Origin of the sequence: Trinickia sp. (genome assembly GCF_051953405.1) — a bacterium.
Lineage (GTDB): Bacteria > Pseudomonadota > Gammaproteobacteria > Burkholderiales > Burkholderiaceae > Trinickia.
The window spans coordinates 156,819-180,122 of record NZ_JBQCIV010000125.1 but is presented as its reverse complement, the minus strand read 5'-3'; the positions used below and the strand labels follow the sequence as shown (position 1 = coordinate 180,122).

Here is a 23,304-nt window from a genome sequence, read left to right as displayed (position 1 = left end):
AATTCTGTTAATCGCACTCGGACGAACGGGCATCGATCCGATCGCGAGTCGAAGTCTCATTAGCCAAGGAGTTGCAATGGAAAACGCTTTTATTTGCGATGCGATCCGGACGCCGATTGGCCGCTACGGCGGCGCGCTGGCGCCGGTGCGCGCCGACGATCTCGCTGCCGTGCCGCTCAAGGCGCTGATCGCGCGTAATCAGGACGTCGATTGGGGGGCGGTCGACGACGTGCTCTTCGGCTGCGCCAATCAGGCCGGCGAAGACAATCGCAATGTCGCACGCATGGCAACCCTGCTGGCTGGCTTGCCGGAAGGTGTGCCGGGAAGTACGGTCAATCGCCTTTGCGGCTCGGGGCTCGATGCGCTCGGCCTGGCTGCGCGCGCGCTCAAGAGTGGCGAAACGCAATTGATGATTGCGGGCGGCGTCGAGAGCATGAGCCGGGCGCCGTTCGTGATGGGTAAGGCGGAGAGTGCATTTTCGCGGGCGGCGAAGATCGAAGACACGACGATCGGTTGGCGATTCGTCAATCCGGCGATGCGCACGATGTACGGCGTCGATTCGATGCCCGAAACCGCGGAAAACGTCGCCTTCGAATTCGGCATCGGTCGCGAAGATCAGGACGCATTCGCGCTGCGCAGCCAGCAGCGGGCGGCAGCGGCACAGGCAAGCGGCCGCTTCGACGAAGAGATCGTTCCCGTCACGATCGCGCAGAAGAAGGGCGATCCGGTCGTGGTGGCGAAGGATGAGCATCCGCGTGCGACGACGATCGAGGCGCTGGCCAAACTCAAGGGCGTGGTGCGCCCCGACGGCACGGTGACGGCCGGCAACGCGTCGGGCGTGAACGACGGCGCGTGTGCGCTTTTGCTGGCCAATGAAAAAACGGCTGCGCGGTTCGGGTTGACGCCTCGTGCGCGCGTGGTGGCGATGGCAACGGCCGGTGTCGCGCCGCGAATCATGGGCGTAGGGCCGATCGATGCGGTACGCAAAGTGTTGAGCGTAGCGCGGCTCACGCTGGACCAAATGGATGTGATCGAGCTGAACGAAGCGTTCGCCGCGCAAGCGTTGGCCGTTGCGCGAGCGCTCGATCTCGCCGATACCGACGAGCGGCTGAACCCGAACGGCGGCGCGATTGCGCTGGGTCACCCGCTCGGGGCATCGGGGGCGCGTCTTGCCACGACCGCGATGTATCAACTTGCCCGGACTGGGGGGCGCTACGCGCTGTGCACGATGTGCATCGGCGTGGGGCAGGGGATCGCGGTGGTTCTCGAGCGGGTTTAGGCTCGCGGGCACCATCGCCCGATGGCGGCGCACGTCGATTCCCCCGGCCTGCGCGCGCCTCGAACCGCCGGCCACCTGCCCGACGGACAGCGTTTTCATCGTCGAAGCGGCGTATTCGTCGAATTTTTGCAAAATGTGACGATACATCCTTGTTTTTATCAATGTAAGAGACAAAAAACAACATTTTTTTGTTGTAACATGCTCTCCACGAACTAGGAGAGTGCAGTGATCCACTGCTTGACCATTGAAAACTTCATGTCGATTCGCGAGCGGCAGGTGATCGATCTGACGATCGGCGCAGCGGTCAACGACAATCCCGAGCGTTATGCAGAGACTTGGAGCGGCTCGGGCAAGCGCGTTCCGAAGGTCATCGCGCTGTTTGGTCCGAACGCCGCGGGTAAGTCGACCGTGCTGCGCGCAATACAACACGTCACGTGGTTCATCAACGACAGCTTTCAATTCGGCGCCAGCGCTTCGCTTCCCTTCGAGCCGTTTTGGGGGGGGGAGCATGTTGCCGCGCCGACTACCTTGGCCGTCGAGTTTGCCGGTCATGAGCGCATTTTTCCGGCGCTAGGGCAAAACCGGAGCGCTTTTGTTACCGACACTCGCTGCCGCTACGCATACGAACTGCAAATTCAACTGAAGGAAGGTCGACGAACGGTGCTTAACGAAGCACTGTATGCGTGGCCGTCGTTTGCGAAACGCCGCATTCGTCTGTTCGAGCGAAATGGTGCTGGCGATGTGACTGCGTCGACAGAGTTCGGGATGTCGAAGCATAAGGCTGTCTTGAAGCAGATTTTGCGCGACAATGCGAGCGTGATATCGACGCTTGCGCAACTCGATCATGAGCCGTCGAAGCTGATTCAACAGATGGCGCGACAGATTTCGTCAAACATTTTTGTCGAAAAATCCGCGTTCAATGAACCGGCTATGCTGCAATTTTACCAATCGAATCCTGACATTCTGGCCTCGGTAAACAAGGATCTGGCGAACGTCGACCTCGGTATTCGCTCGATGTCCATCGGGACGGGAAGCCAAGGTCTTGTCGCATCTTTTCAGCACGAGGGCCTCTCGCGCGATGTCCCGTTAGTACTAGAGAGTCACGGCACCCGTCAGTTCCTGTACATATACCCTCACTTGGCTTATGTGCTGAAAAACGGAGGTATTGCCGTGATCGATGAGATGGATCTGGCAATTCATCCATTGATATTGCCGGAGATTTTGCGATGGTTTTATTCGGAGACGCGCAATGCTCGAAATGCTCAGCTCTGGATGACGTGTCAGAACGCGTCGTTGCTGGAAGAGTTGTCTAAAGAGGAAATTTATTTTTGCGAGAAAGACGCGAGCGGAGCGACCGAAATCTATGGATTGAAAGACATTCAAGGGGTGAGGCGGGTCGATAACTACTATCGAAAATACATGGGCGGCGCATTCGGCGCGGTTCCGATGATCGGATAAGACAACGTGCCAAAAAGCATACGACAACGACGCCGTGTATTCGTCGGTTGCGAAGGCGAGAGCGAACGCAGCTACGTCGCGCTGCTGCAGCAATTGTTGGGCCGACAACCTGCGCATCAACTCGTTGCGGATGTGCTGAACGGCGGGGATCATTTGGCGAATATCGAATCGGCTCAGAAGGCGCTGAGGCGACAGGCCATGCAAGGGCGCGATAAATTCGTCGGAAAGTATGTGCTTCTCGACAGCGATCAACGAGGTAGGAACTTGCAACGCGACGCCGATTGCGATCGGCTCGCCGGAAAGCTAGGGCTACGCCTGATTTGGCAGGATCCCTGTCACGAAGCTTTGTTGCTACGCCACTTGGAGGAATGCACCTTTCGAAGGCCGCCAACGTCGGCAGAAAGCGAGAACCAACTGCGAGCGGCTTGGCCCGGGTACGAAAAGAATTCGGGCAGAGAGAGGTTGGGCGCGAAGATCGACATCGTCGCATTGAGTCGTGTTTGCCGGGTCGAGCCCGCGCTCGAGCATTTGCTGGTGCTGATCGGCCTCGCGAGTCCTGATCGCTAGCTGGCGCCGTTCGGGACATCGCAACGTTGTGGGAAGTCAGCGTCGACGTGTCGAATCCCATAAGCATTCCACCGGTGGGCACTACGCGCTGTGCACGATGTGCATCGGCGTGGGGCAGGGGATCGCGGTGGTTCTCGAGCGGGTTTGAGCGCGCTACCGCGTGATAGGTAGGCGGATGTCGATTGCCATCCGCCTATGCGTGCAGCGCATCGCGCAGCCGCTCCATTGGCGCCCTTACTGAAGGAACAAGATGCCGTGCGGCGACGTCATACCCGTCGCGATCGGCGTCATATTGCCGGTGGTGGCGTCGTCCTGAAGCACGGTCCCTTGACCGGAGCTGTACATCGAGCCGGACGTGAAGCCGGACGCGGCCGTGATCTTATAGATCAACCCCGCACCCGTATCGGTGACGAGCATGGATTGGCTCGACGCCGGCGCCCAACGCGTATCGTCCACCGGCCACGGATTCGTGTAGAGCGTGAGGAACAGTTCCTTGACCGATTGGTTCGCGGCGCCGGGGTTGCTCACGAACACGAGTTCGGAATCGGCCTGGCTATCGAGCACCAGATTCCCGGCCGAATCGATCGCCATCGAGTCGGGGTCCTGCAACCCGCCCGGATTGTTCGTCGACCCGTTCGGTACGAGCGGATTGCCGAGCATGGCATTGCCCGACGCATCGACGGTCACGCCCGCGGCGCTCGGATTGATCACGTGCGCGGTTGCATTGCCCATCATCACCGGCGTCAGATGATACGTCGAGCTGCCGGCATTGAGCGTCAATGTGTAGATCGCGGGCTTGTCGAAAAGATTGGTCGTCGTGTTGAGCGACGGATTCGAGGCCGACGCGAAGACTTGGCCGCCGATCATCTGCATGTCGTCGAGGCCGCCCCCGTGCGCCGGCGCGGCATCGGCCGTGTATGTCGTCGTCGTGCCTGCGTTCGTGTCGATCACGACGAGCGTGGGGCTGGAGTCCTCATTGGACATGGCCCAGATCGTATGGCTGTCGAAAGCCATCAAGCCGTCGTTGTGGCCCGGGACGGTGTATGTCTTCAACACGTTACCGCTCAAATCGTACTGCACGATCTGGTTGGTGCCGCTTGCCGCATTCGTGCTCGAGACAGCGCCGTTAGGTTGGACAGCGTCGCCGTAGGCGACGAACACGGTCGAGTTCGACCCGGTCCCGAGTTGGACGATCGAATCGGGCTTCGTGTAGCAACTCGGCGAGGTCGCATCGCATGCGGGCGGAGTCGACGATTTGCCGGGGGCCTGGGCGAATACCGAGACGATGTAGCCGGACGTCGTCTGTACGCTCGACGGTACGGCGATGGATGCATGCGTTGGCGTGGTAATGACGCTGGAGTCGCTTCCGCCTCCGCAAGCGGCGAGCGCTGAGCAAAGTGCGACGGCAAGCAGGGTCTTCTGACGTTTCATCGTTTTGTCCTCGGTGCTAGGTGCCGGCAGTATTCAAAGCACCGGTGACAAGTCGATGAATTTGTTTCGTCAGATTCGACCGCGTACCGAACCGCAACACTCGATTGGAATCATTTTGCGGGCGGTGACTCTTTTAAGCATGCCTTAAGCATTTCCGAGGTAAGCCGTCGACGGACGTTGTGCCGCAGGTTGTCCATAAGCATTTCTTAAGCCATCGGCGACGACACTTGGCCGGATATCTCGGATGCGGCAAGGGTTTTCGATCGAGCCGTTAGCCAATGACGACTGAATCTAACAAATAGATAACGTCTCGGTCAAACTCTACACTTTACGCAAGATTGCGGAAAGTAATTAGAAAGGCGGGCGGCATGAAATGAAGAATCGATTCCTACCCATTCTCGGCGCAGCGGCCAGTGCGCTAGCCATCGCAGGGTGTGCCTCGTATCGCCCGCTACCGCTAGCGGAGCACGCGCAATTGGCCGATCGCATCGACGATATCGTGCATACGGTGCCTCCCGCGGCACCCGGGGCGAAGGCGGTCGTCATCGATGTCGGCCAGCCCTTGAGCGTCGATCGGGTTGGCCTGCTCGCCATCCTCAACGATCCCGAGCTGCGGACAGAACGCGGCGAGTTCGATCTCGCACGCGCGGATGTGACCCAAAGCGCGACGCTGCCTAATCCGTCCGTCAGCCTAAGCTATGCCGCGTTGCTAGGCGGGCCCGGCACCACGGGCGCGTTCACCGCATCGCTGGCGCAAGACGTCGCATCGCTCGTGACCTATCGGAGCCGCGTCTCGGCCGCGCGCGCGCATGTGTCCGAGGTGAATGCCAACCTGCTTTGGAACGAGTGGCAGGTCGCGCAGAAGGCTCGTCTTTTGGCCGTCGATCTCTATTGGGGCGAACGTTCGATCCAAAGCAGCGAGGCCGCCCTCCAATCGATATCGAAAGAGGCGGCGGACGTGAGCCGCGCCGTGGAAGCGGGCAGCATGAGCCTATCCGATTTCAGTCCGATCGCGGCTTCGAAGGCATCGGCCGAACATACGCTCGCCTCGATGCGTCTCGACCAACTCAAGAATTGGCAAGATCTCGACGCGCTGCTGGGAATGAAACCCGGGATTCAGTTTGCGATTGCTGCGCCTGACCTTCCCGAGGTACCCACAGATCTCGATGCACAAATTGCGAGCGTTCCGGCGAGGCGCCCGGACCTCGTGGCACTGCAGCTCGGTTATCGCTCGGCCGACGAAAGCGTGCGCGCCGCGATTCTCGGGCAGTTCCCGGCATTCGTCCTGGGCGGCACCTACGGATCGGATACGTCCGACGTCCGGTCGGCTGGCCCAACGGCGACGTTCGATTTGCCCATCTTCAATCGCAATCAGGGCGAAGTGGCCAAGACCCGTGCCACACGGCGCTTGCTTCACGAGCAATACCAAGCTCGACTAGACGACGCCGTCTCCAGCATCCTCGCGCTCGCCGCGCGCAGCCGCGTTATCGCCGGCGAATTAGCACAGGCTCGTCGGAGCGCCGCGACAACCGAGTCGCAGGCGCAAGCGGCGCGAACCGCCTTCGCGCGAAGCGATCTCGATCAGCGTGCGCTGACGGATTTCGAATCGACAGCGTTGGATCGGCGTCTCGACGTATTCAGTCTCGAGCGGGGACTCGACGAGGCGCGCATCGCTCTTGCTTTGGAGCTGGGCTCGGGACTCCCGTCCACACGCATCGCTCCGCTCGACCCCGTGAGGTAACACATGAAAAATCGATGGATTCTGGGTGCCGTCGCGCTGACGGTATGGTCGAGCTATGCTGCCGCCGCGTCCGATGCCGGCACGCCGAGCGTGCTCGTCACACAAACGGCGTTGCGGCAGGGCAGCTTGCCGCGCACGATCGAGGCGTATGGGGTCGTTCAGGCTTCCGCAGCCGGGAGCCGAACCGTCATGGCGGAGACCTCCGCAACGGTGCAGGCGCTATATGTTCGAGACGGCCAAGAAGTGAACGCGGGTGCGCCGTTGATGCAACTCGTGCCGAGCCCGCAAACGACGGCCGCGTACGTGCAGGCGCAATCGGCATTGCGGGTGGCACAGCAACTGGCGACACGCACGCAGCAGATGTTCTCGCAACATCTGGCGACCGCTCAGCAATTGGCGGACGCGCAAAAGGCCGAATCCGACGCGCAGTCGAATCTGGCCGCGCTCAAAGCGCAAGGCGCGGGCGGCGTACAAGTCGTACGAGCGCCCTTCCGCGCGATCGTATTGCATGTGTCGGCATCGCAAGGAACGATTGTGTCCGCGGGTACGCCGCTGCTCGATCTCGCCAGCCCCGAGAAAGCGATTCTGAAAGTGGGCGCTGTCCCGGCCCAAGCCATGCTGGTCGGCAACGGCAACGCCGCCAGCGTGAGAGCCGTCGGCGGGGACCAGGGCTGGCCAGCCACGGTCGTGCAGCGCGGCTCGATGGTCGATCCCGCCACGGGTCTGGTTCCGATAGAAATCGCGTTGCCGCCCGGCCGGTTTCTGCCCGGCGAGGCAGCCGATGCCACGATCACCGTCGGCCAAACTCAGGGCTATGTCGTCCCGCACGCCGCCATTCTCGTCGACGATCACGGCAGCACGTACGTCGTGCAGGACGACGGCCTGAAGGCGCGTAAGGTCGCGGTCAGTATCGCCGGTTCGCATCAAGACCAGGACGTGATTCGCGGCACCGAATTGAATCCTGCCCAGCCGCTCGTGCTGTCCGGCAATTATCAGCTCGACGACGGCATGAGCATGCGCGTCGAGCCGCAGGACAAGAAGGGGGCGCAATGACGTTCGCAGGATGGCTTCATCGTCATCGCCTCCCCGTGCTGGCGGTGGCGTTCGTGTTGACGCTGGCCGGTCTTTACGCTGCGATCAGCTTGCCTGTCGGCCTGTTTCCGCTAACGAGCTTTCCGCGCATTCGGATCGAAGTCGATGCGGGCAGCATGCCGGCCAAGCAGATGCTGGTGGACGTCACGGAACCGCTCGAAGCGGCGGCGCGCGCGGTGCCGGGCGCTGTCGACGTGTCGTCGACCACCTCCCGCGGTTCGGCGGAAATCTTCGTCGATTTTCCGTGGGGCTCGGATATGAATCGGGCGCTGCTCAGTGTCGATGCGGCGTTCGCGCAGAAGATGTCCGATCTCCCGCCAGGCATCACCTATGGCGCGCTTCAAATGAGCCCGAACGTCATCATGCCGTTCGTTTCGTATGCCCTGCAGTCCGACACCAAGACGCCTTCGGAATTGCGGCAAATCGCCCGTTACCAGATTCTGCCGATGCTCACGGGCATTCCCGGTATTCGGCGGGTGGGCGTATTAGGCGGGCAAACGCCGGAAGTCGAAGTGTCGATCGCGCCGCAAACGCTTCAAGCTTACGGGTTGACGATGGCCGATGTGGCGCAGGCGTTGTCGTCCGCGAATACCGTGGCGGCGGTCGGCCGGCTCGAGGATAACGACTTGCTCTACTTGGCCGTCAGCAATAACGCCTTCGCATCGCTCGATTCGGTTCGCCAAGCTACGGTGCGCACGGGCAAGGGCAGCGTCGTGCCGCTGTCGCAGATCGCGCAAGTGAAGCTGGGAACGGAACCGCAATGGCTGCTCGTCAACAATAACGGTCATCCGGCAGTGACGTTCGATGTCTACCAGCAAGACCGCGCCGATTCGCTGAGCCTCGCCAAGACCGTGCAGGGGCGGCTCGACGCCTTCATGAAGACGCAGTCGAACGCGATTCATCTCTACAAGTGGTACGACCAAACGCAACTCGTGCGTTCGTCGATCGCCGCGCTGGAGGAAGCGATTGCGATCGGGCTCGTGTTCGCCGCGGGCGTGTTGTACGCGTTCCTGCGCAATTGGCGTGTCACAGCTGTCGCGATGATCGTGGTGCCGATGTCGGTGCTCTGCAGCGTGTTGATTCTCTACCTGCTCGGCATGACGCTCAACATCATGACGCTCGGTGGGATCGCCGCCGCGATCGGGCTGCTGATCGATGATGTCATCGTCATGATCGAGCACATTGCGCGGCGCGCCGGGCATCCCGATCAGGCAGACCCGAACGCGGGCGTGCTTCATGCGGCGCGCGAATTTCTTTCGCCGCTATTCGGTTCGACGCTCGCCACCACGATCATCTTTGTGCCGCTGGCATTCTTGGACGGGGTGACGGGGGCGTTCTTCAAGTTTCTGTCGCTGACGATGGCGTCGTCGCTGATCATTTCGTTCTTCCTGACGGCGTTCACCGCGCCGCTCTTGGCTCGGGCGATGATCGACTTCAGTGCGTGGTCGGATCCCGGCCACGGCAAAGACACATGGATGCGCCGCACGCATGCGCGCTGGCTCGACGCGATGTTTCGCGCGCCGTGGCTTATCGTGCCGGGGCTTGTCGTGCTGGCCGGCGCGGGCTACTTGGCTTACCACCACGTCGGCACGGGCTTTTTGCCGCGCATGGATGAGGGCGGCTTCGTGCTCGACTATCAAACGGCTCCGGGTACCTCGCTTGTCGAAACGAATCGCGAACTGCAGCAGGTGGAGGGGATTCTCAAGCGTAATCCTTACGTCGATACGTATTCTCGCCGGACCGGCGCGGGTCTCGGCGGCGATTTGACCGAGACGTATCAGGGCGACTTCTTCGTTCGCCTCGTCGATCCGTCCAAGCGGCCGACCATCTGGAAGGTGATGGACGACATCTCGAGCCAGGTGACGCAGCGCGTCCCGGGCGTCGATTTCGATACGCACCAGTTGATGAGCGACATGATCGGGGACATGGTGGGACGCCGGCAGCCTGTCGTCGTTCAACTGAGTGCGAAAGACCCGGACGTGCTCGGCGCCATCGCGAAGAAAGTGGCGGACACGGTCGCGAAAGTGCCCGGCGTCGAACCCGCTTCGGTCGACCCGGGTGTGGTGCCCGCGGGCGACGCGCTCGACATTCGCGTCGATCCCGCCGCAGCGGCGCTCAAGGGAATGACGCCGGCCGACGTGAAGGAGCAGGTGGACCACTATCTGGAGGGCGCCGTGGTGACGCGTTACCTCGGTGCGGTACAGGATGTTGGCGTGCGGCTGTGGCTCAAAGCGCCCCATACGCCGATTTACCGCGATAGCCTCGCCGATCTGCCGATCCGCGCGCCGAGCGGTGCGATCTTTTCGTTGGGCGCGGTGGCCACGACGCGCTTCGTTTCCGGCCAACCGCAATTGACGCGCGACAATCTCCGGCAAATCGTCGCCGTAACGGCGCAAATTGGCGGTTCGCACGATCTCGGTTCGACGATTGCCGCGATTCGGAGTGCGTTGGCCAAGCCGGGTGTGATTCCCGCGGGCGTGACCTATACGTTCGGCGGCGCTTACAAACAACAGCAAATGGCCGTGCGCGGCATGATCAAGGTGTTTGCCGCCGCGGTGACGGCCGAAATCATCTTGCTGCTGTTCTTGTACCGCGAACTGTTCGTGCCGCTCGTCATCATGGGGACGTCGCTGTTTTCGACGGGGGCGGTATTCATCGGCCTATGGGCAACCGGCGTCGAGCTGAACATTACCGCCATGATGGGCATGGTGATGATCATCGGGATTGCGACGGAGATGGCGATCTTCCTTGTCTCCGAATATCAGTTGCTGCGCGAGACGATGGGCAAGCGCGAGGCGCTGCGCGAAGCCGCGCTCAATCGTTTGCGCCCGATCGCGATGAGTACGCTGGCGATGATTCTCGCGCTGGTGCCGTTGGGCGCCGCGGTCAGCGGATCGGGCGATCAAATGCTGCAGCCGTTGGCGATCGCCATCATCGCCGGGGCATTGGTGCAGTTGCCGCTCGTGCTACTGGCGATGCCCGTGATGATCGGATTGATGGGCCGGCGCGGCGATCGCGAGCCGGCCGCGCATTGATTCGAAACGAGGGGCGGCCGAGTACCGCCCCTTTCCCGGCGCACCGTCGCGCCGCGCTCAGGCGCCCGATCGAGTCCGGTCGGCGCGCAACTCTTCCCTTTTTCGAAAGGTTGCCATGACGCTTCGTTCTCAATTTTTCGCCCCCGCTCTGTGCTTATTCGCCCTTTGTGCCCAAGCGGCGCCATCCCCCGCTGCGCCGGGATTGTCCGGGCAGGGGCCGACGGCGGTGACCTCGACCGTAAGCCCATCGTATTTGCCCACGTTAGTGGGACGTAGCACCGCCTGGAACCCGAAGTACACCGGCGACTTCGACCATTTCGGCGTCGACACCAAACGCAACAAGCTGTTGCTCGCCGCGGAGGATCACGGCACGGTGGAAGTGTTCGATCTCATGACGGGTGCGCACGAGAAAACGCTGACGACCTTCGGTACGCCTCACGCGATCCTGTACCTGCCGCGACTCGATCGATTCGTCATCACGGACAGCGGCAAGGGCGGGACGAAAATTCTCGATGCGGCGACCTATAAGGTGGTGGGTCACATCGCGCTGGCGCCTGGCGCGGATTCGATGGCATACGACAAGGGAACGAATCGTCTGTACATCGTGAGCGGGGGCAAAGACGCCGGCATGACGTCGTGCTTGATCAACGAGGTCGATCCGGCAACGGGCAAGGTGAAGAGAATGTTGCATATCGATGCCGATCACGTCGAGGCGATGGTGCCGGAGGCATACGGCGATCGGCTCTTCGTCAACGTTCCGAGCGAGAACCTGGTAGCCGTCGTGGACAAGAAGACCCTGACGGTTGTCGCTCGCTGGCCGCTCGCAGGGGCGAAGACGAATCTGACGATGGCGCTGGACGAGGCCGATCATCGTCTTTTCGTCGGCACGCGCAACCCGAGCAAACTCTTCGTGCTGAACACGGAGACGGGTAAGACCGTGGCGACGCTAGATGCTCCCGCGACCTCGGATAGCCTTTTTTACGACAAAGCGCACAAGCGCATCTATATCGCGGGCGGGGACGGTCGTCTTGGCGTTTATCGACAAGACGACGCCGATCGGTACACGGAACTGGGGCAAGTCGCCACCGCGTCGGGCGCGAAATCGGGCATGCTTTGGGCACCGCTCGATCGCATCTATCTAGCCGTGTCACCGGGCGATGATCGCCGCGGTGGTGCGGTGATGTGGCTTAGGGTCCAGCCTTAAGCGCCGCCGTTTCGTCACAGTCGCCGGATGCCGATCGGCGCGAGGGGATTGCCCGTGCGGAATCACGGGGACGTGCGATCACTTTGTGCTGGCGGCAAGGGTCAAATCGTTGTCGTCCGCGAAACCCAAAAGGAAGGCAAAGGCATCGGGGCAGGCTTCGCGCAGCGTCGCGTCGATCGACAAGGATTTGACGCCATTGTGTATGATCGGGCCCGCGAAGTGTCGCGGGCCCGATGTCGTTCGTGCGCCGCGCTCGTCGACAAAAAGCGCGACCACACCGGCGAGTCGTTCAGCCCAGTCGGAGGGGCGAAACGTCCGGCCTTGGCGCGTGACGCCGATAATCAAATACCGCGTGGCCGCGGTGGCACATGCGCTTGAATCGTCATCGATCGGTCGTGGCCGACTCGCCTCGTGGCTGCGCGTTGGCGGCGGCGTGACCTTCTCATCTTGCATCGTGCATCCCATCGAACCGAATCAAGACGACGATGGTAGGTCATGCAAGCTGACGCCCGGCTGTCGGGCGATCTCGTTGTTTACGCCTATTTTGCAGGCTCGTCCAAGTACGCCGTGGTATACGTTTTCGACAGATCGATATCGGTGGATTTCACGCTCGGATCGATCGTCGACATGATGGCGAGTACCGTGCGCGGACCGCCGGCCGGCATCCGGCCGTCGATCGAGAACGCGGGCCGATAGCCTTTGAGCGCGGCCACGTAGAGCGCCTTTCGCTTCTCGTAGTAGCTGCGCGGCAATTGTGCGACGATCTGCTCCGCGCTGTGCGTATGGATGTATTGCAGTGCGCGCACGAAAGCATGAGCGAGCTTGCGCGCCGCGTCGGGATGCTCGTTCACCCACGCGGCGCGCATATAAAGACACCCGGCCGGATAGAGACCGCCCAGCGTTTCCCGTGTGCCCACCTCGGTTCGCAAATCGATCAGGACCTTGGCTTCGCCGCTCGAAATCAACTCCGACGCAGTGGGGTCGGTCGTCATTCCCGCCACGATACGGTGACTGCGCATGGCGTCGATGAAGGTCTTGCCCGCATCGACGGGCAACAAACGATAGTCGCTTCGATCGAGTCCGAACTTCTTGGTCAGATACTGCGTGAGAAAATCCGTCGACGATCCGAGTCCCGTAACGCCAAGCGATTTTCCCTTGAAATCGGCCGGGGTTTTGATATCCGCGGCGTGCGACGCGGCCACGAGTTCGACTTCGCCGGGTGCCGATGAGAACTGGACCAGCGATTCCACGTCGGTGCCCTTGCTTTGCAGATCGATCGTGTGATCGTAAAAGCCCACGACGCCTTGAACCGCGCCCGCGATCAATTCATCCTCGGCATTGACGCCCGCCGGTTCGGTCACGACGTCGACGTCCAATCCCGGCTGCTCGAAATAGCCGAGCCGCTTCGCGAGGATGGCGGGTAGATAGATGATCTTGTCGATGCCCCCGACCATGAGCGTGATCGACTCGTCGGCATAGGCGGCGCGCGTTGCCCAGGACGCGCCGAGCACGAGCGCGGCCATGGCCGCCGCGCGTCTTACAGTACTCATCGTGGTCTCTCCACTTCGTATTTGGTGTAGTTCGTCGCTCGGCAAAACCGCAAGCGACGTCTCGACTTTGGCTCAGATTTCATCCAACGGCAGCCGAACGGTCACGCTCAACCCACCCGTGGCAGGCGTCGTGAGTTCGATTTGAGCGCCGCATGCTTTCGCCGCTTCGCCGACGATCGCGAGGCCGAGCCCAAAGCCGTCGTTATCCGACATATTGCCGCGACTGAAGCGCTCGAACACGCGCGCTTTCAACACATCCGGTATGCCGGGACCGGTATCGTCGACTTGCAAGAGGGCGCCCCCGTCTTTATCGGGGCCGACATGAACGGTCACATGGCCGCCACGGGGCGTGTAGCGAATCGCGTTGTCGACGAGATTGAACGCGATGGCGTGCACGAGCGTGGGATAGGTCCAGATCGCAACCTCGGCGCTCGTGGCGCTCAGGCCCAGATCGATTTCCTTGTCGTCGGCGAGAACCGACAAATCCACCAGCACCTCTTGCGCGAGATCGAGCAGCTTCGCCTTCTTGCGCGGAAGCTTAGAGGCGCGGCTCGATTCCGCGTGAGACAGGCTCAGCAACTGATTGATGAGGTCTTTTTGCCGGCGCGCGCATGCACGCACGGCGCGCAAGGTCTCGCTCAACTCGGGGTCTTGCGTCAGATGGGCCGCGTAATCGAGCTGCGTACTCATGATCGCAACCGGCGTGCGCATCTGATGGGCCGCGTCGGCGATGAAGCGCTTTTGGATGTTGACCTGCGCGGTCAAGCGCGTCGCGTACTGATTGATGGTGTCGACGATCGGACGCAGTTCGCGCTGAAGCTGCATGGTGCCGAGGGGGCTGAAGTCGTCTGTTTCCCGGGCCTGCAAATCTCGGCGCAAAGCGAGAAGCGGTTTGAGTTCGAGCGTGAGCCCAATCACCATGAGCGCGAGTGCGATCGCGAGCAGCGCAGACTCCTGTACGAGCACGGGCCGCCATAGCGTTTCCAGCAGATGATGGAAGGCATGACGGCTCTCCGCCACGCTGACGAGAACGGCGGTCGTGATGCCACCCCGATATAGATGGCGAGTCAACGTGACCATGCGCAACGCGTCGCCGTGGTACTCGACGCTGCTGTAGCGAGGCGAATCTTCCGGCGTGGGAGAGCTTTTCGTCAGATCGGGCCAGCCGGCCAGCACTTCACCCGACGCCGTTCGCACTTGGAAGTAGACGCGGTCTTGCTCGCGGGAGGCGAACATTTGCAGCGCGGCGGGAGGCGTTTCGGCACTGATCCGGTCTTGCTGCCACCGGACTTGGCCGGCCATCACTTCGGCCGACGCAAGCAGGCGGCGGTCTTGGACGAGCAGGGCGGTGCGCCGGGCGTTTTGCCAAGATACGACGGCCATCAACGCCAGCACCAGCGTCATGGGTACGAGTACCCACAAGAGCAACCGCACACGCAATTGGTTCATGTCGCGGCATTCGCGTCGCGCAGCAGATAACCGAGCCCGCGCAAGGTCAGGATGCGCGCTTGCGAACCCGATAACTTTCGCCGTAGACGATGCACGTACGTTTCGATGGCGTTTTCGCTCGCTTCGCTGCCGATGTCGAACACCTTGACCATCAATTGCGCCTTGGTCACGGTTTTACCTTGTCGCAGCATCAGCGTTTCGAGCACGTGATGTTCGCGCAGCGTGAGTTCGAGCGTCCGGCCGGCGGCGCGGAATTCGTGCGTGTCGAGATCGAACTGAAGATCGGCGCATTGAACGACGGATTGGCTGCTGCGGCCGTGCCGGCGGATCAAGGCCTTGATGCGCGCCACCAGCTCGCGCATTTCGAACGGCTTGCCGACATAATCGTCCGCCCCGAGATCGAGGCAATCCACCTTGGCATCGATCGAGGCGTTGGCCGTGACGACAAGCACCGGCGTATCGTTGCGGCGCCGACGAATACTGCTCAGGACGTTGCGCCCGTCCATGCCGGGCAGGCGCAAATCGAGCAGCAGCAAGTCGTACTGGGATTGAGCGATGCGATCGATGGCGGCCGCACCGTCGTGCACGCACTCGACGTCGAATCGCTCCGCCTGCAGCGCCTTGCTGAGCCAAAGCGCGAATTCTAAATTGTCTTCTACGAGCAGCAGTTTCATCGAGGCCACCAACGTCTCACGCACATTATTCTCGGCGATCGGGATCCGGCGGCGGGGAGTGTGGCTGGGTTCTTTCCAGCGACTCACCTGCCATACCAACGGCTTCACGAGTGAGTGGAGATGTTCGCGTAGCTGAGAATATCGTTACCGCTATCGGGTGCCGTTTTACCGGGGGGCACTTATGGCAATTTAAGTGCCGCTCGGGGTAATCCACAATCGGTTATTTCCCTGCATCGTCCTACTTTATGACCCTCGCGTTCTGGTGGACCATGAATACCGAAATGGCGCTATTGAGTTCCGTGGCCTGCTGCTCGAGCGACTTCGCGGCGGCCGCCGCCTGCTCGACGAGCGCGGCATTTTGCTGGGTGACGTCGTCCATCTGCATCACGGCTTGATTGACCTGTTCGATACCGCGGCTTTGCTCCGTCGAAGCTGCCGCGATTTCGCCGACGATGTCGGCCACCTGCTTGATCGCTTGCCGGACCGAGCCCACAGTTTCGCCCACTTCGACGGCCTGCTGCGCGCCATCCTGAATCATGGCGACCGACGATACGATCAAATCCTTGATCTCTTTCGCCGCTGCCGCCGAGCGTTGCGCCAAACCGCGTACCTCGTTTGCCACGACCGCAAAACCGCGCCCCTGTTCGCCGGCCCGCGCGGCCTCCACCGAAGCGTTCAAGGCGAGAATGTTCGTTTGGAACGCAATGCCTTCGATGGCGTTCGTGATATCCGAGATCTTCGTCGAGCCGCCACTGATCTTCTCGATTGCCGCAACCATGCCTTGTACCGCGTCGTTGCCGCTCTCGGCCATCTCGGCAGCCTTGATCGCCAATGCATTCGCTTGCTGCGCATTCTCGGCGTTCTGCCGCACGGTGTCGGTCAACTGCGTCATCGTCGATGCAGTCTGCTCGAGTGAAGCGGCCTGCTCCTCGGTTCGCGCGGATAGGTCGGCGTTGCCGCTGGCGATTTCCTCCGAAGCGACTTGCACCGACTCGGTCGCCGACCGGATCTCGGACACCACGTCCGCCAGGTTGCCGTTCATGGCGCGAAGCGCATGCAACAGCATGCCGACCTCGTCGCGCCGATCGGTCTCGATGCGCGAGGTCAAATCGCGCGATGCTACGGTCTGAGCCACGTGCACCGCCTGCCGCAGCGGTACGGTGATGCTGCGTGCCGCCAGCCATGCGACGGCGATGCCGCCCGCGACACCGACGCCGCAGAGCGCGAGCAGCCATACGACGCTGTTGGCGTAAGTGCCGTGCGCTTCGGCTGACGTTTCGTTGCTCTGCGCGTTCTCGTAATCGCTGAACCGCACCATGATTGCGATCCAGCTGTTCAGCGCGGGGACTGCATCGTCCATCATGGTCTGGCGTGCGCTAGGATCGTTCGCTAGCCCGAGACCGAGCACCTTGTTCGCATTCGGTAGTGCGCTGTCGTGTGCCGCTTTCAACGCTTTCAGAAAGTTGCGCTCGTCGTCGCTGACGCCTGGATCGTCGCCGAACAAGGTGTCGAGCTTTTTCGCCGCGCTTTCATAGTTCGCGATGCTGCTATCGAATGTCCGCTTCTCGGCGCCTTTGCGCGAGTCGTCGGAGAGCGCGACGCAATTGCGCATCGCGGCGGCTGCCTCCTGGGCGCTTTCGAGCGCCCGGGAAACGAGGCGGTTCTCGTTGCCGCTGACATCGACGGCGTCGGTCAACGCGCCGTCCATGGCATTGAGTTGGACGATACCCACGATGGCCACGCCAATCATGAGGGCAATGAGTACGCCAAATGCCAAGCCGAGCCTGGTTCCGATCTTCATGTTCGACGGGCGCACGTTCATCGTCGTCCCATCCGAAAATGGCGGGGGGGCCAGAGGCTTTTGTTCAACTCGTACAGCGAATACGGCACAATCGACACTTCATGTCCCCCTGGGCGAGCGCAAGCGGTTCTGCGCCCGATACAAGCAACATGGCGGGCAAGTCCGACCGCCAAGTGCCGCGATTGATCTCCGATACTGACGCCCATCTTGTTCTAAAAGGCTGCACTGGGCCGGTGCGCGTCGTTGCCGTGCAGCGACGCCGCCGGGCGCACAGGCCAACACCCGGCTGAACGTACTTCGAGCACGACCGGGCGAACCTTCCGCGTTCACACTCCATTCGCTCGGTACAGGGATGGTAGAGAGGACAAGCTGTCTACCGGCTGTCAGGCAGCAAGCGAAAACGCCGGTATTTACCCCAGGCGCTTTACCGCTGTACGCTGCTGCGCTGCGCAAGCGCTGCCAGCATGACGTTCGTTTGCTCCATCAGGGTCGTGTGGTACCCGGGCGGCGTGACGATGTCCTCGGTGCGGGAGAGCAGCTCCTCGATGCCTTTCCGGAACGACGAATCGATCTTTAGGCACTGGTCGCCCGCGAGTTGCGGCACCACGGCGTCGACGAATTTGCACAACACGGCCAAGCGGGCACCGAACCGCGCCACCGCCTCGCTGCTTTGCTGCGCACCCAACTGCCTGCCGGGAGGCCGCCCTGTTTGCGCGGTGTCTTGTGTTTTCATGTGACGTCGCGTCCTATGGCGAAAGCGGCAATCTTCAAAATCTAACTCCCCACTGGAAACATCCCGATTCGGAAAGCCCGGAATCGACGCTCGATATATAGCACTCGAAGACTTGCACTCAGCTTGCGTGCCCAAGCACGCGTATGTGGGATTGTTCCGATTGTTCTGTCAGGAAATGCTTAACGGTTCCGGCGTCAGTCGATTAACCGGATTCCCGGGTGTCAGGTGTGGCGATGGTTCGCTTGGGTCCAAAAAAACAATGCTCCGCTCGGGAGGAGAGACCGAGCGGAGCGGATTCGTGCGGCCGTGAAAGGCTGGCCCAATCAGCGGCTGCACGAGTTGGAGAGATCCGATGAGCGGGTATGGCTCCAACGATTTGGCTTAACCTCTTACCGGGAGGCATTCGCCGCCATAGGCGATGGCCGGCGGCATGCCGTCCCGGGTGTTTCACCTTCCGTTATTTCCCTGCACCGCCCTCCTTTGCGAGCATCGCGTTCGCTTTGATCACATAGTCGTTCGTATAGGTCTTGGCCAAATCGACAGGCTTATCGATCTTGCCCGCTTGCTTTTCGACGGCCAGTACGGTTTCCGGTCCGTTCTTCGGCATCATGCCGTCGGGCAGGAACTGACCTTTATCCTGCGCGAGTGCGTCGATGTACTCTTGTTTCGTCGAAAGCTGATTGCTGACGAAATCGGGCGGCAGATGATCGGCGATATCGGCGGCGCTATGCGTGTTGATCCAGTGCATCGTGGCGACCATCGCATTGACGACGGCTTGCGTCTCGGTGGGATGCGCCTTCACCCAATCCGCGCGCGCGAGCACGCTGGCCGTGGGCCAATAGCCGCCGAGCCACTTGTTCACGCCGGGGCCCGTCGCCAGATCGATCGCGGAGACGCCGACCTTCATCTTCTCGACCGCGTTGACGGTCGGCTGCGTCGTCATCCCGCAGACGATGCGATGGTGCTTGAGCGCGCCGATCAGGGTCGGGCCTGCGCCCACGCCCACGCGCGTGAAGTCCTTCGAGGTCAGGTGATAGCGTGCCGCCAGATAGAGCGTCAAGTCGTCGGTGCCCGAGCCGACGTCCGTCACGCCGACGCTCTTGCCCTTCCAATCGGCCGGCGTCTTCACGCCCGAATCCGGCGTACACATTTCACGTTCGCCCGGGGCACCGCTCAATTGGACGATGCCGATCACGTCCTTGCCGTGCAACTGAAAATCGATCGTATGCAGGTACCAAGCGCCCGCCATATCGACTTGGCCCGACACCACGGCATCCTCCGCGCCGACGCCGCCGGCCGTCTCGGTGCTCAATTGCATGTCGACGCCGTACTTCTTGAAGTATCCGAGGTTTTGGGCCAACTGATACGGCAGATAGATCTGCTTGTCGATGCCGCCCACCATCATCGTGACTTTCGGCAGCGGGGTGGCCATGGCGGCCGAACTGAAGACGCCGGCTGCGCAAGCCAAGCCGGCCAGCAACATCGTCGCGCGTGATTTCTGCTTCATGACACACATCTCCTTGGTTATTGGAGATCCCGTGACGGGATCTCTTATGAAGTAGTCCTAACCGATTTACACGGAACCCGAGCGTTAGACGCCGGGCCGATTGCCGTCCGTCAGCGACGGCGGCTGCCATGACAGCAGTTTCTTTTCGAGCATGCCCATCAACACTTCCGCGCTGAGCGCGATGATGCCGATGACCAACATCGCGCCGAACACGCCGTTCGCGTCGAAGGTGTTTTGCGCCGTCGCGATCACGAGCCCGAGGCCTTGCTGCGCGCCGAGGAATTCGCCGACGATCGCGCCGATGATCGAGAAGCCGAGCGCGACGTGCAGGCTCGCGATGATCCAGGTCATCGCCGAGGGAAACACGACGTGCCAGATCACTTGGAAACGCGAAGCCCCGAGGATGCGAACGTTGGCGATCAGATTGCGATCGACGCTGCGCACGCCTTGGAAGGCATTGAAGAAGACCACGAAGAAGACGAGCACCGCGGCGAGCACGACCTTGGAGGGCATACCGAGGCCGAGCCACATGACGAACACCGAACCCAGCACGATCCGGGGCAGGGCGTTGACGACCTTGATATACGGGCCGACGACATCGGCAAGATACGGAATCTCGCCCAGTAGCACGCCTAAGAAGACGCCGCCCGTCACGCCGACGGCGAAGCCGAGCAACGACTCTTCGAGCGTCACCCAGATCTGCAGCCAGATCGAACCGTAAGCGGTGCCTTTCTGGGCCCAATCGACAAGACGCGCGACGATCCCGCTGGGGGAGCCGAAGAAGAACGGATCGACCACGCCCCAGGAGGTGAGTAGTTGCCAGCCGCCCACGATCAACAGGAACAACACGATGCGGCCGATCAACACGGAGGTTTTGCGACGCTGTGCCCTGCGCCGTGCGTTGCCTGCGACGTCGGTCGGGTCCGTAGGCGGCGATTTGAGTTTGACGCTGGAGTTCATGCTGGTCATGCCGCATTCCCCTTGAGATTCGAGACAGAGGTCGTGCGCGAATAGGCTTGCTCTACTTCCTCGCGCAGGGACTCCCAAATTTGTTGATAGAGATCGAGGAAACGCGGGTGGAACCGAATTTCCTGCACTTCGCCGCGAGGGCGTGGCAGATCGATATCGAAGACGGCCTTGACGGTCGCGGGGCCCGCCGTCATGACGACGACGCGATCCGCCAGGGCAATCGCCTCCTCGAGGTCATGTGTGACGAAGATCACCGACGGACGCGTGCGTTCCCACAAGCGCAGCAGCTCGTTGGACATGATCGCCCGCGTTTGCACGTCGAGCGCGGAGAACGGCTCGTCCATGAGCAGCATCGACGGCTTGTTGATGAGCGCGGCGGCGAGGCTGACACGCTTGCGCATGCCACCCGACAGTTGATACGGGAAATAATCTTCGAAGCCGGCGAGCCCGACGGTGCGCAGCCATTCGCGCGCTTCCTCGGTGGCTTGTTTTTTCGGCACGCCGCGAAAGATCGGACCGAGCGCGACGTTCTTCAGAATGGATTTCCACGGCAGCAATGCGTCGTTCTGGAAAACGAAGCCCGCCCCGTTCGTGATGCCGTCGACCACCTCGCCCGAAACGCGCACAACCCCGGCGCTGGGACGATAGAGACCCGCCGCCAGCGTGAGGGTGGTGGACTTGCCGCAGCCGGTGGGGCCAACCACCGCGCAGAACATGCCGGGCTCGATGACGAGGTCGACGTCGCGCAGCGCGGTCTTTTCCGAGCCGTCGCGCGTTGGAAAGCGCTTCGTTACGCCGGAGAACTGAACGCCTCCTCGCCGCGTTGATGTGTCTGACATAACCAACCTTATTTCGTGAGCCCATCGCCGATCGATGGGCGGATTGCATGGATGTTGCGCCGCCGGATTTTTCCGTTTCGCGCTTCTGGGTGTTGGCCCGCTAACGAGACGGGAATCGGAAAAAGCGGCGACTACTTCTTCTTGGTACAGCCGTCATTGCTCGAGTGAATCAATCGGTCGCTTCTCCTTTAAAGGGCGGCATACGGGACCGGGTTTTCCGCATGCCGCCGAAAGCTGAGGATCGTGAGGGTTAGAAATGCCAGATGCCGCCGGCTTCCATCCGCCAGGCCGATTGCGTGCCGAGGCCCGTGCCGGATTGGAACGTCTTTTGGCCGTACATCGCTTCCAAGCCGACGTCCACCGTCGGAACCGGGCGGTAGATCAAGTTGACGTGCACCGTCTTCGTGGTGACGGCGTTCGTCGGATCGGCGGGCAAGAACGAAGCGAGTTTCTGGTGGTTGTAGCCGAAGCCGAGATTCGAGCGCAGCTTGGGCGTCCACCAGTGTTGGAAGAACAGCTCGGCGCCCGCGTCGGGTTGGATCTCGATGTTCGTTGCGCCCGTGGGGTTCGCCGTGGTGCCGTTGTTGACCGCGAGCACCGACGCGACGTTTGCGCCGAAATCGTCGGGCAGGTAGCGGCCCAGCGCGCCGTACCAAACCTGGCCGCCGAAGTTGTCCTTGCTGTGCGGGAGATTGAACGTGACGCCCATCAAGGCCGCCGCGCCGAACTTCGTTTTACGCGAGCCGTTCTGATCGGTGAAACCGAGGTCGCGGGCGATGCCCGACACTTGGAAGTGTCCCCAGTTGCCCTCGCGTTCGTACTTCACGGAAAGGTCGGGGAACGGGTTCGTCTTGGTGTTGGCCTCGATGTTGTCGCCTGTGTCTTGATAGCCCGTTTGCGGGTTTTCCAGTGCGAAGGACAGCGCGCCGCCCTTGCCGAGCGGCATGGTGTATCGGACCTGCGGCGTGCGTGCGGCGGGCAAGCCGGCGGGGCCCGCGTTATCGAACGATTCCAACGAATCCGGATCGTCGATAAAGTTCGAATTGGCCATACCGACGAGGAACGGCCCGATCGTGCCATAGGCGGTGACGATCCGCGCACCCCAACTGTTGTTCTGAAGCGCTTGGTTGTTGTCGCCGCCCGATGTGAAGCCGTAGAAGTCGAGCCCGAAGTTCGTCGTGATATTGCCGTACGGGCTCGGTGTGCTAGAGCCGACGACTAGACGCGACACCTTGTCCTGGAAGTGAAACGTGCGTTCCGATTGCGCGCGGGCATTGCTGCCTTTGGGATCCAAGTTGCCGATTGCGAATTTCGGCCCGAGGTTTTCGGTCGGATCGTAGATGCCTTGGAAGTTGATGAACCCGCCGATACTCAGAGACGTATTGGTACCCGGCACGAGGAACGAATGCGGCATCGTTCCGCGCTGCACGTATTCCGCGGACGAACTCAGCTGCTCCGCTTTCATGGGCGTCAGTTGGACGCCGGGCGCTTGGGCCACGGCCACGGGCCGGGCCAATTGCTTGGCTTGCGTCGCTTGGGTGGCCGCTTGTTGCGCCTGTGTGGCCTTCAGTTGCGCAATCTGCGCCGACAGGTCATGGATTTCCGCTTCGAGCTGACTCAGCTGGTCCGCGTGTGCGGCCGGTGCGACAGCGATTCCGGCGATGGCAAAGCACATCAATTGCGCTGCTATCGATGTCGGCTTTCTCGTCCACCGCTGCCGTTGGTCGATTGAATTCGCCCACCTTTTCATCAATGTCTCCTGCATCTGATTGTTTTAGCGAGTACTGCTCGTGGAGTCGTTGCCGAGGAGCAGTGACCGCATAGTAGGGAGCGCAAGCTGTCTACCGGCTGTCAGGAAATGGCCGTTTCCGTCCGTACTTTCCCCAGGCGCACCGCGCTTCCTGGCGAGCGTGGCTGCGCTGTTACAAACCTGTCGAGCACTGACAGCTTTCTTAGGAGTGGGCTGAATACAATG

The 23,304-nt window shown here is 61.5% G+C and carries 18 protein-coding genes; 7 read left to right on the top strand and 11 right to left on the bottom strand.

The features are described 5' to 3' along the window. The first annotated feature begins 76 nt into the window (after nt 1–76). The 3 genes from pcaF (at nt 77) to ACTHN9_RS22500 (ending at nt 3,304) form a co-directional block, all read left to right on the top strand. Nucleotides 77–1,279, top strand: a complete 1,203-nt coding sequence (gene pcaF, locus ACTHN9_RS22510) for a 3-oxoadipyl-CoA thiolase (RefSeq protein WP_440538988.1) — start codon at nt 77–79, stop codon at nt 1,277–1,279. Nucleotides 1,280–1,504: 225 nt separating this feature from the next. Continuing rightward, the gene (locus ACTHN9_RS22505) at nt 1,505–2,737 is read left to right on the top strand and encodes an AAA family ATPase (RefSeq protein ID WP_440538987.1); all 1,233 of its coding nucleotides are present in this window, start codon (nt 1,505–1,507) and stop codon (nt 2,735–2,737) included. Between the two features lie 6 nt (nt 2,738–2,743). Then, entirely contained in the window at nt 2,744–3,304 is a 561-nt protein-coding gene (locus tag ACTHN9_RS22500) for an RloB domain-containing protein (RefSeq protein ID WP_440538986.1), read from the top strand. A gap of 234 nt (nt 3,305–3,538) precedes the next feature. On the opposite strand, the gene ACTHN9_RS22495 is transcribed toward ACTHN9_RS22500, so the two are convergent. Next, nucleotides 3,539–4,735: a hypothetical protein gene (locus ACTHN9_RS22495; RefSeq protein WP_440538985.1), complete on the bottom strand. Its 1,197-nt coding sequence runs from the start codon at nt 4,733–4,735 to the stop codon at nt 3,539–3,541. A gap of 373 nt (nt 4,736–5,108) precedes the next feature. Between ACTHN9_RS22495 and ACTHN9_RS22490 the strand changes: the two genes are divergently transcribed. From ACTHN9_RS22490 to ACTHN9_RS22475, 4 genes are all read left to right on the top strand, one after another. Next, a complete protein-coding gene (locus tag ACTHN9_RS22490) occupies nt 5,109–6,476 on the top strand; it encodes a TolC family protein (protein ID WP_440538984.1) in 1,368 nt (455 codons plus the stop codon). Nucleotides 6,477–6,479: 3 nt separating this feature from the next. Beyond that, the gene (locus ACTHN9_RS22485; RefSeq protein ID WP_440538983.1) at nt 6,480–7,529 is read left to right on the top strand and encodes an efflux RND transporter periplasmic adaptor subunit; all 1,050 of its coding nucleotides are present in this window, start codon (nt 6,480–6,482) and stop codon (nt 7,527–7,529) included. Further along, nucleotides 7,526–10,603, top strand: a complete 3,078-nt coding sequence (locus ACTHN9_RS22480) for an efflux RND transporter permease subunit (RefSeq protein ID WP_440538982.1) — start codon at nt 7,526–7,528, stop codon at nt 10,601–10,603. The genes ACTHN9_RS22485 and ACTHN9_RS22480 overlap by 4 nt, the downstream gene beginning before the upstream one ends. A 226-nt stretch (nt 10,604–10,829) precedes the next feature. Further along, nucleotides 10,830–11,807, top strand: coding sequence for a YncE family protein (locus tag ACTHN9_RS22475; RefSeq protein ID WP_440538981.1), 978 nt, complete (start codon nt 10,830–10,832; stop codon nt 11,805–11,807). A gap of 78 nt (nt 11,808–11,885) precedes the next feature. Here ACTHN9_RS22475 and ACTHN9_RS22470 read toward each other — a convergent pair whose 3' ends face one another. From ACTHN9_RS22470 to ACTHN9_RS22425, 10 genes are all read right to left on the bottom strand, one after another. Then, nucleotides 11,886–12,260: a DUF3579 domain-containing protein gene (locus tag ACTHN9_RS22470; protein WP_440538980.1), complete on the bottom strand. Its 375-nt coding sequence runs from the start codon at nt 12,258–12,260 to the stop codon at nt 11,886–11,888. Between the two features lie 86 nt (nt 12,261–12,346). Further along, a complete protein-coding gene (locus tag ACTHN9_RS22465) occupies nt 12,347–13,357 on the bottom strand; it encodes an ABC transporter substrate-binding protein (protein WP_440538979.1) in 1,011 nt (336 codons plus the stop codon). A gap of 72 nt (nt 13,358–13,429) precedes the next feature. Further along, a complete protein-coding gene (locus ACTHN9_RS22460; protein WP_440538978.1) occupies nt 13,430–14,806 on the bottom strand; it encodes a sensor histidine kinase in 1,377 nt (458 codons plus the stop codon). Further along, nucleotides 14,803–15,480 (bottom strand): response regulator, encoded by a 678-nt coding sequence (locus ACTHN9_RS22455; RefSeq protein ID WP_440538977.1) that lies wholly within the window; start codon nt 15,478–15,480, stop codon nt 14,803–14,805. Before ACTHN9_RS22455 ends, ACTHN9_RS22460 begins: the two co-directional genes overlap by 4 nt. Before the next feature lie 238 nt (nt 15,481–15,718). After that, nucleotides 15,719–17,281 (bottom strand): methyl-accepting chemotaxis protein, encoded by a 1,563-nt coding sequence (locus ACTHN9_RS22450; protein WP_440538976.1) that lies wholly within the window; start codon nt 17,279–17,281, stop codon nt 15,719–15,721. A gap of 424 nt (nt 17,282–17,705) precedes the next feature. Continuing rightward, nucleotides 17,706–18,014 carry a hypothetical protein gene (locus ACTHN9_RS22445; RefSeq protein ID WP_440538975.1) on the bottom strand — a complete coding sequence of 103 codons (309 nt, stop codon included), beginning with the start codon at nt 18,012–18,014 and terminating at the stop codon, nt 17,706–17,708. Between the two features lie 457 nt (nt 18,015–18,471). Beyond that, complete coding sequence (locus tag ACTHN9_RS22440) at nt 18,472–19,521, bottom strand: ABC transporter substrate-binding protein (RefSeq protein WP_440538974.1); 1,050 nt, start codon at nt 19,519–19,521, stop codon at nt 18,472–18,474. Nucleotides 19,522–19,605: 84 nt separating this feature from the next. Next, a complete protein-coding gene (locus ACTHN9_RS22435) occupies nt 19,606–20,481 on the bottom strand; it encodes an ABC transporter permease (protein ID WP_440539051.1) in 876 nt (291 codons plus the stop codon). Nucleotides 20,482–20,486: 5 nt separating this feature from the next. Beyond that, nucleotides 20,487–21,329 carry an ABC transporter ATP-binding protein gene (locus ACTHN9_RS22430; protein ID WP_102644655.1) on the bottom strand — a complete coding sequence of 281 codons (843 nt, stop codon included), beginning with the start codon at nt 21,327–21,329 and terminating at the stop codon, nt 20,487–20,489. A 250-nt stretch (nt 21,330–21,579) separates the two neighbouring features. Then, nucleotides 21,580–23,004 carry a DcaP family trimeric outer membrane transporter gene (locus ACTHN9_RS22425; RefSeq protein WP_440539050.1) on the bottom strand — a complete coding sequence of 475 codons (1,425 nt, stop codon included), beginning with the start codon at nt 23,002–23,004 and terminating at the stop codon, nt 21,580–21,582. Nucleotides 23,005–23,304 lie beyond the last annotated feature (300 nt).

What these genes read in the sequence shown, in the direction of transcription:
- pcaF (WP_440538988.1), top strand. Translation starts at nt 77, where the DNA reads ATGGAAAACGCTTTTATTTGCGATGCGATCCGGACGCCGATTGGCCGC.
- ACTHN9_RS22495 (WP_440538985.1), bottom strand. Translation starts at nt 4,735, where the DNA reads ATGAAACGTCAGAAGACCCTGCTTGCCGTCGCACTTTGCTCAGCGCTC.
- ACTHN9_RS22490 (WP_440538984.1), top strand. Translation starts at nt 5,109, where the DNA reads ATGAAGAATCGATTCCTACCCATTCTCGGCGCAGCGGCCAGTGCGCTA.
- ACTHN9_RS22485 (WP_440538983.1), top strand. Translation starts at nt 6,480, where the DNA reads ATGAAAAATCGATGGATTCTGGGTGCCGTCGCGCTGACGGTATGGTCG.
- ACTHN9_RS22480 (WP_440538982.1), top strand. Translation starts at nt 7,526, where the DNA reads ATGACGTTCGCAGGATGGCTTCATCGTCATCGCCTCCCCGTGCTGGCG.
- ACTHN9_RS22470 (WP_440538980.1), bottom strand. Translation starts at nt 12,260, where the DNA reads ATGCAAGATGAGAAGGTCACGCCGCCGCCAACGCGCAGCCACGAGGCG.
- ACTHN9_RS22465 (WP_440538979.1), bottom strand. Translation starts at nt 13,357, where the DNA reads ATGAGTACTGTAAGACGCGCGGCGGCCATGGCCGCGCTCGTGCTCGGC.
- ACTHN9_RS22460 (WP_440538978.1), bottom strand. Translation starts at nt 14,806, where the DNA reads ATGAACCAATTGCGTGTGCGGTTGCTCTTGTGGGTACTCGTACCCATG.
- ACTHN9_RS22455 (WP_440538977.1), bottom strand. Translation starts at nt 15,480, where the DNA reads ATGAAACTGCTGCTCGTAGAAGACAATTTAGAATTCGCGCTTTGGCTC.
- ACTHN9_RS22450 (WP_440538976.1), bottom strand. Translation starts at nt 17,281, where the DNA reads ATGAAGATCGGAACCAGGCTCGGCTTGGCATTTGGCGTACTCATTGCC.
- ACTHN9_RS22445 (WP_440538975.1), bottom strand. Translation starts at nt 18,014, where the DNA reads ATGAAAACACAAGACACCGCGCAAACAGGGCGGCCTCCCGGCAGGCAG.
- ACTHN9_RS22440 (WP_440538974.1), bottom strand. Translation starts at nt 19,521, where the DNA reads ATGAAGCAGAAATCACGCGCGACGATGTTGCTGGCCGGCTTGGCTTGC.
- ACTHN9_RS22435 (WP_440539051.1), bottom strand. Translation starts at nt 20,481, where the DNA reads ATGAACTCCAGCGTCAAACTCAAATCGCCGCCTACGGACCCGACCGAC.
- ACTHN9_RS22430 (WP_102644655.1), bottom strand. Translation starts at nt 21,329, where the DNA reads ATGTCAGACACATCAACGCGGCGAGGAGGCGTTCAGTTCTCCGGCGTA.
- ACTHN9_RS22425 (WP_440539050.1), bottom strand. Translation starts at nt 23,004, where the DNA reads ATGTGCTTTGCCATCGCCGGAATCGCTGTCGCACCGGCCGCACACGCG.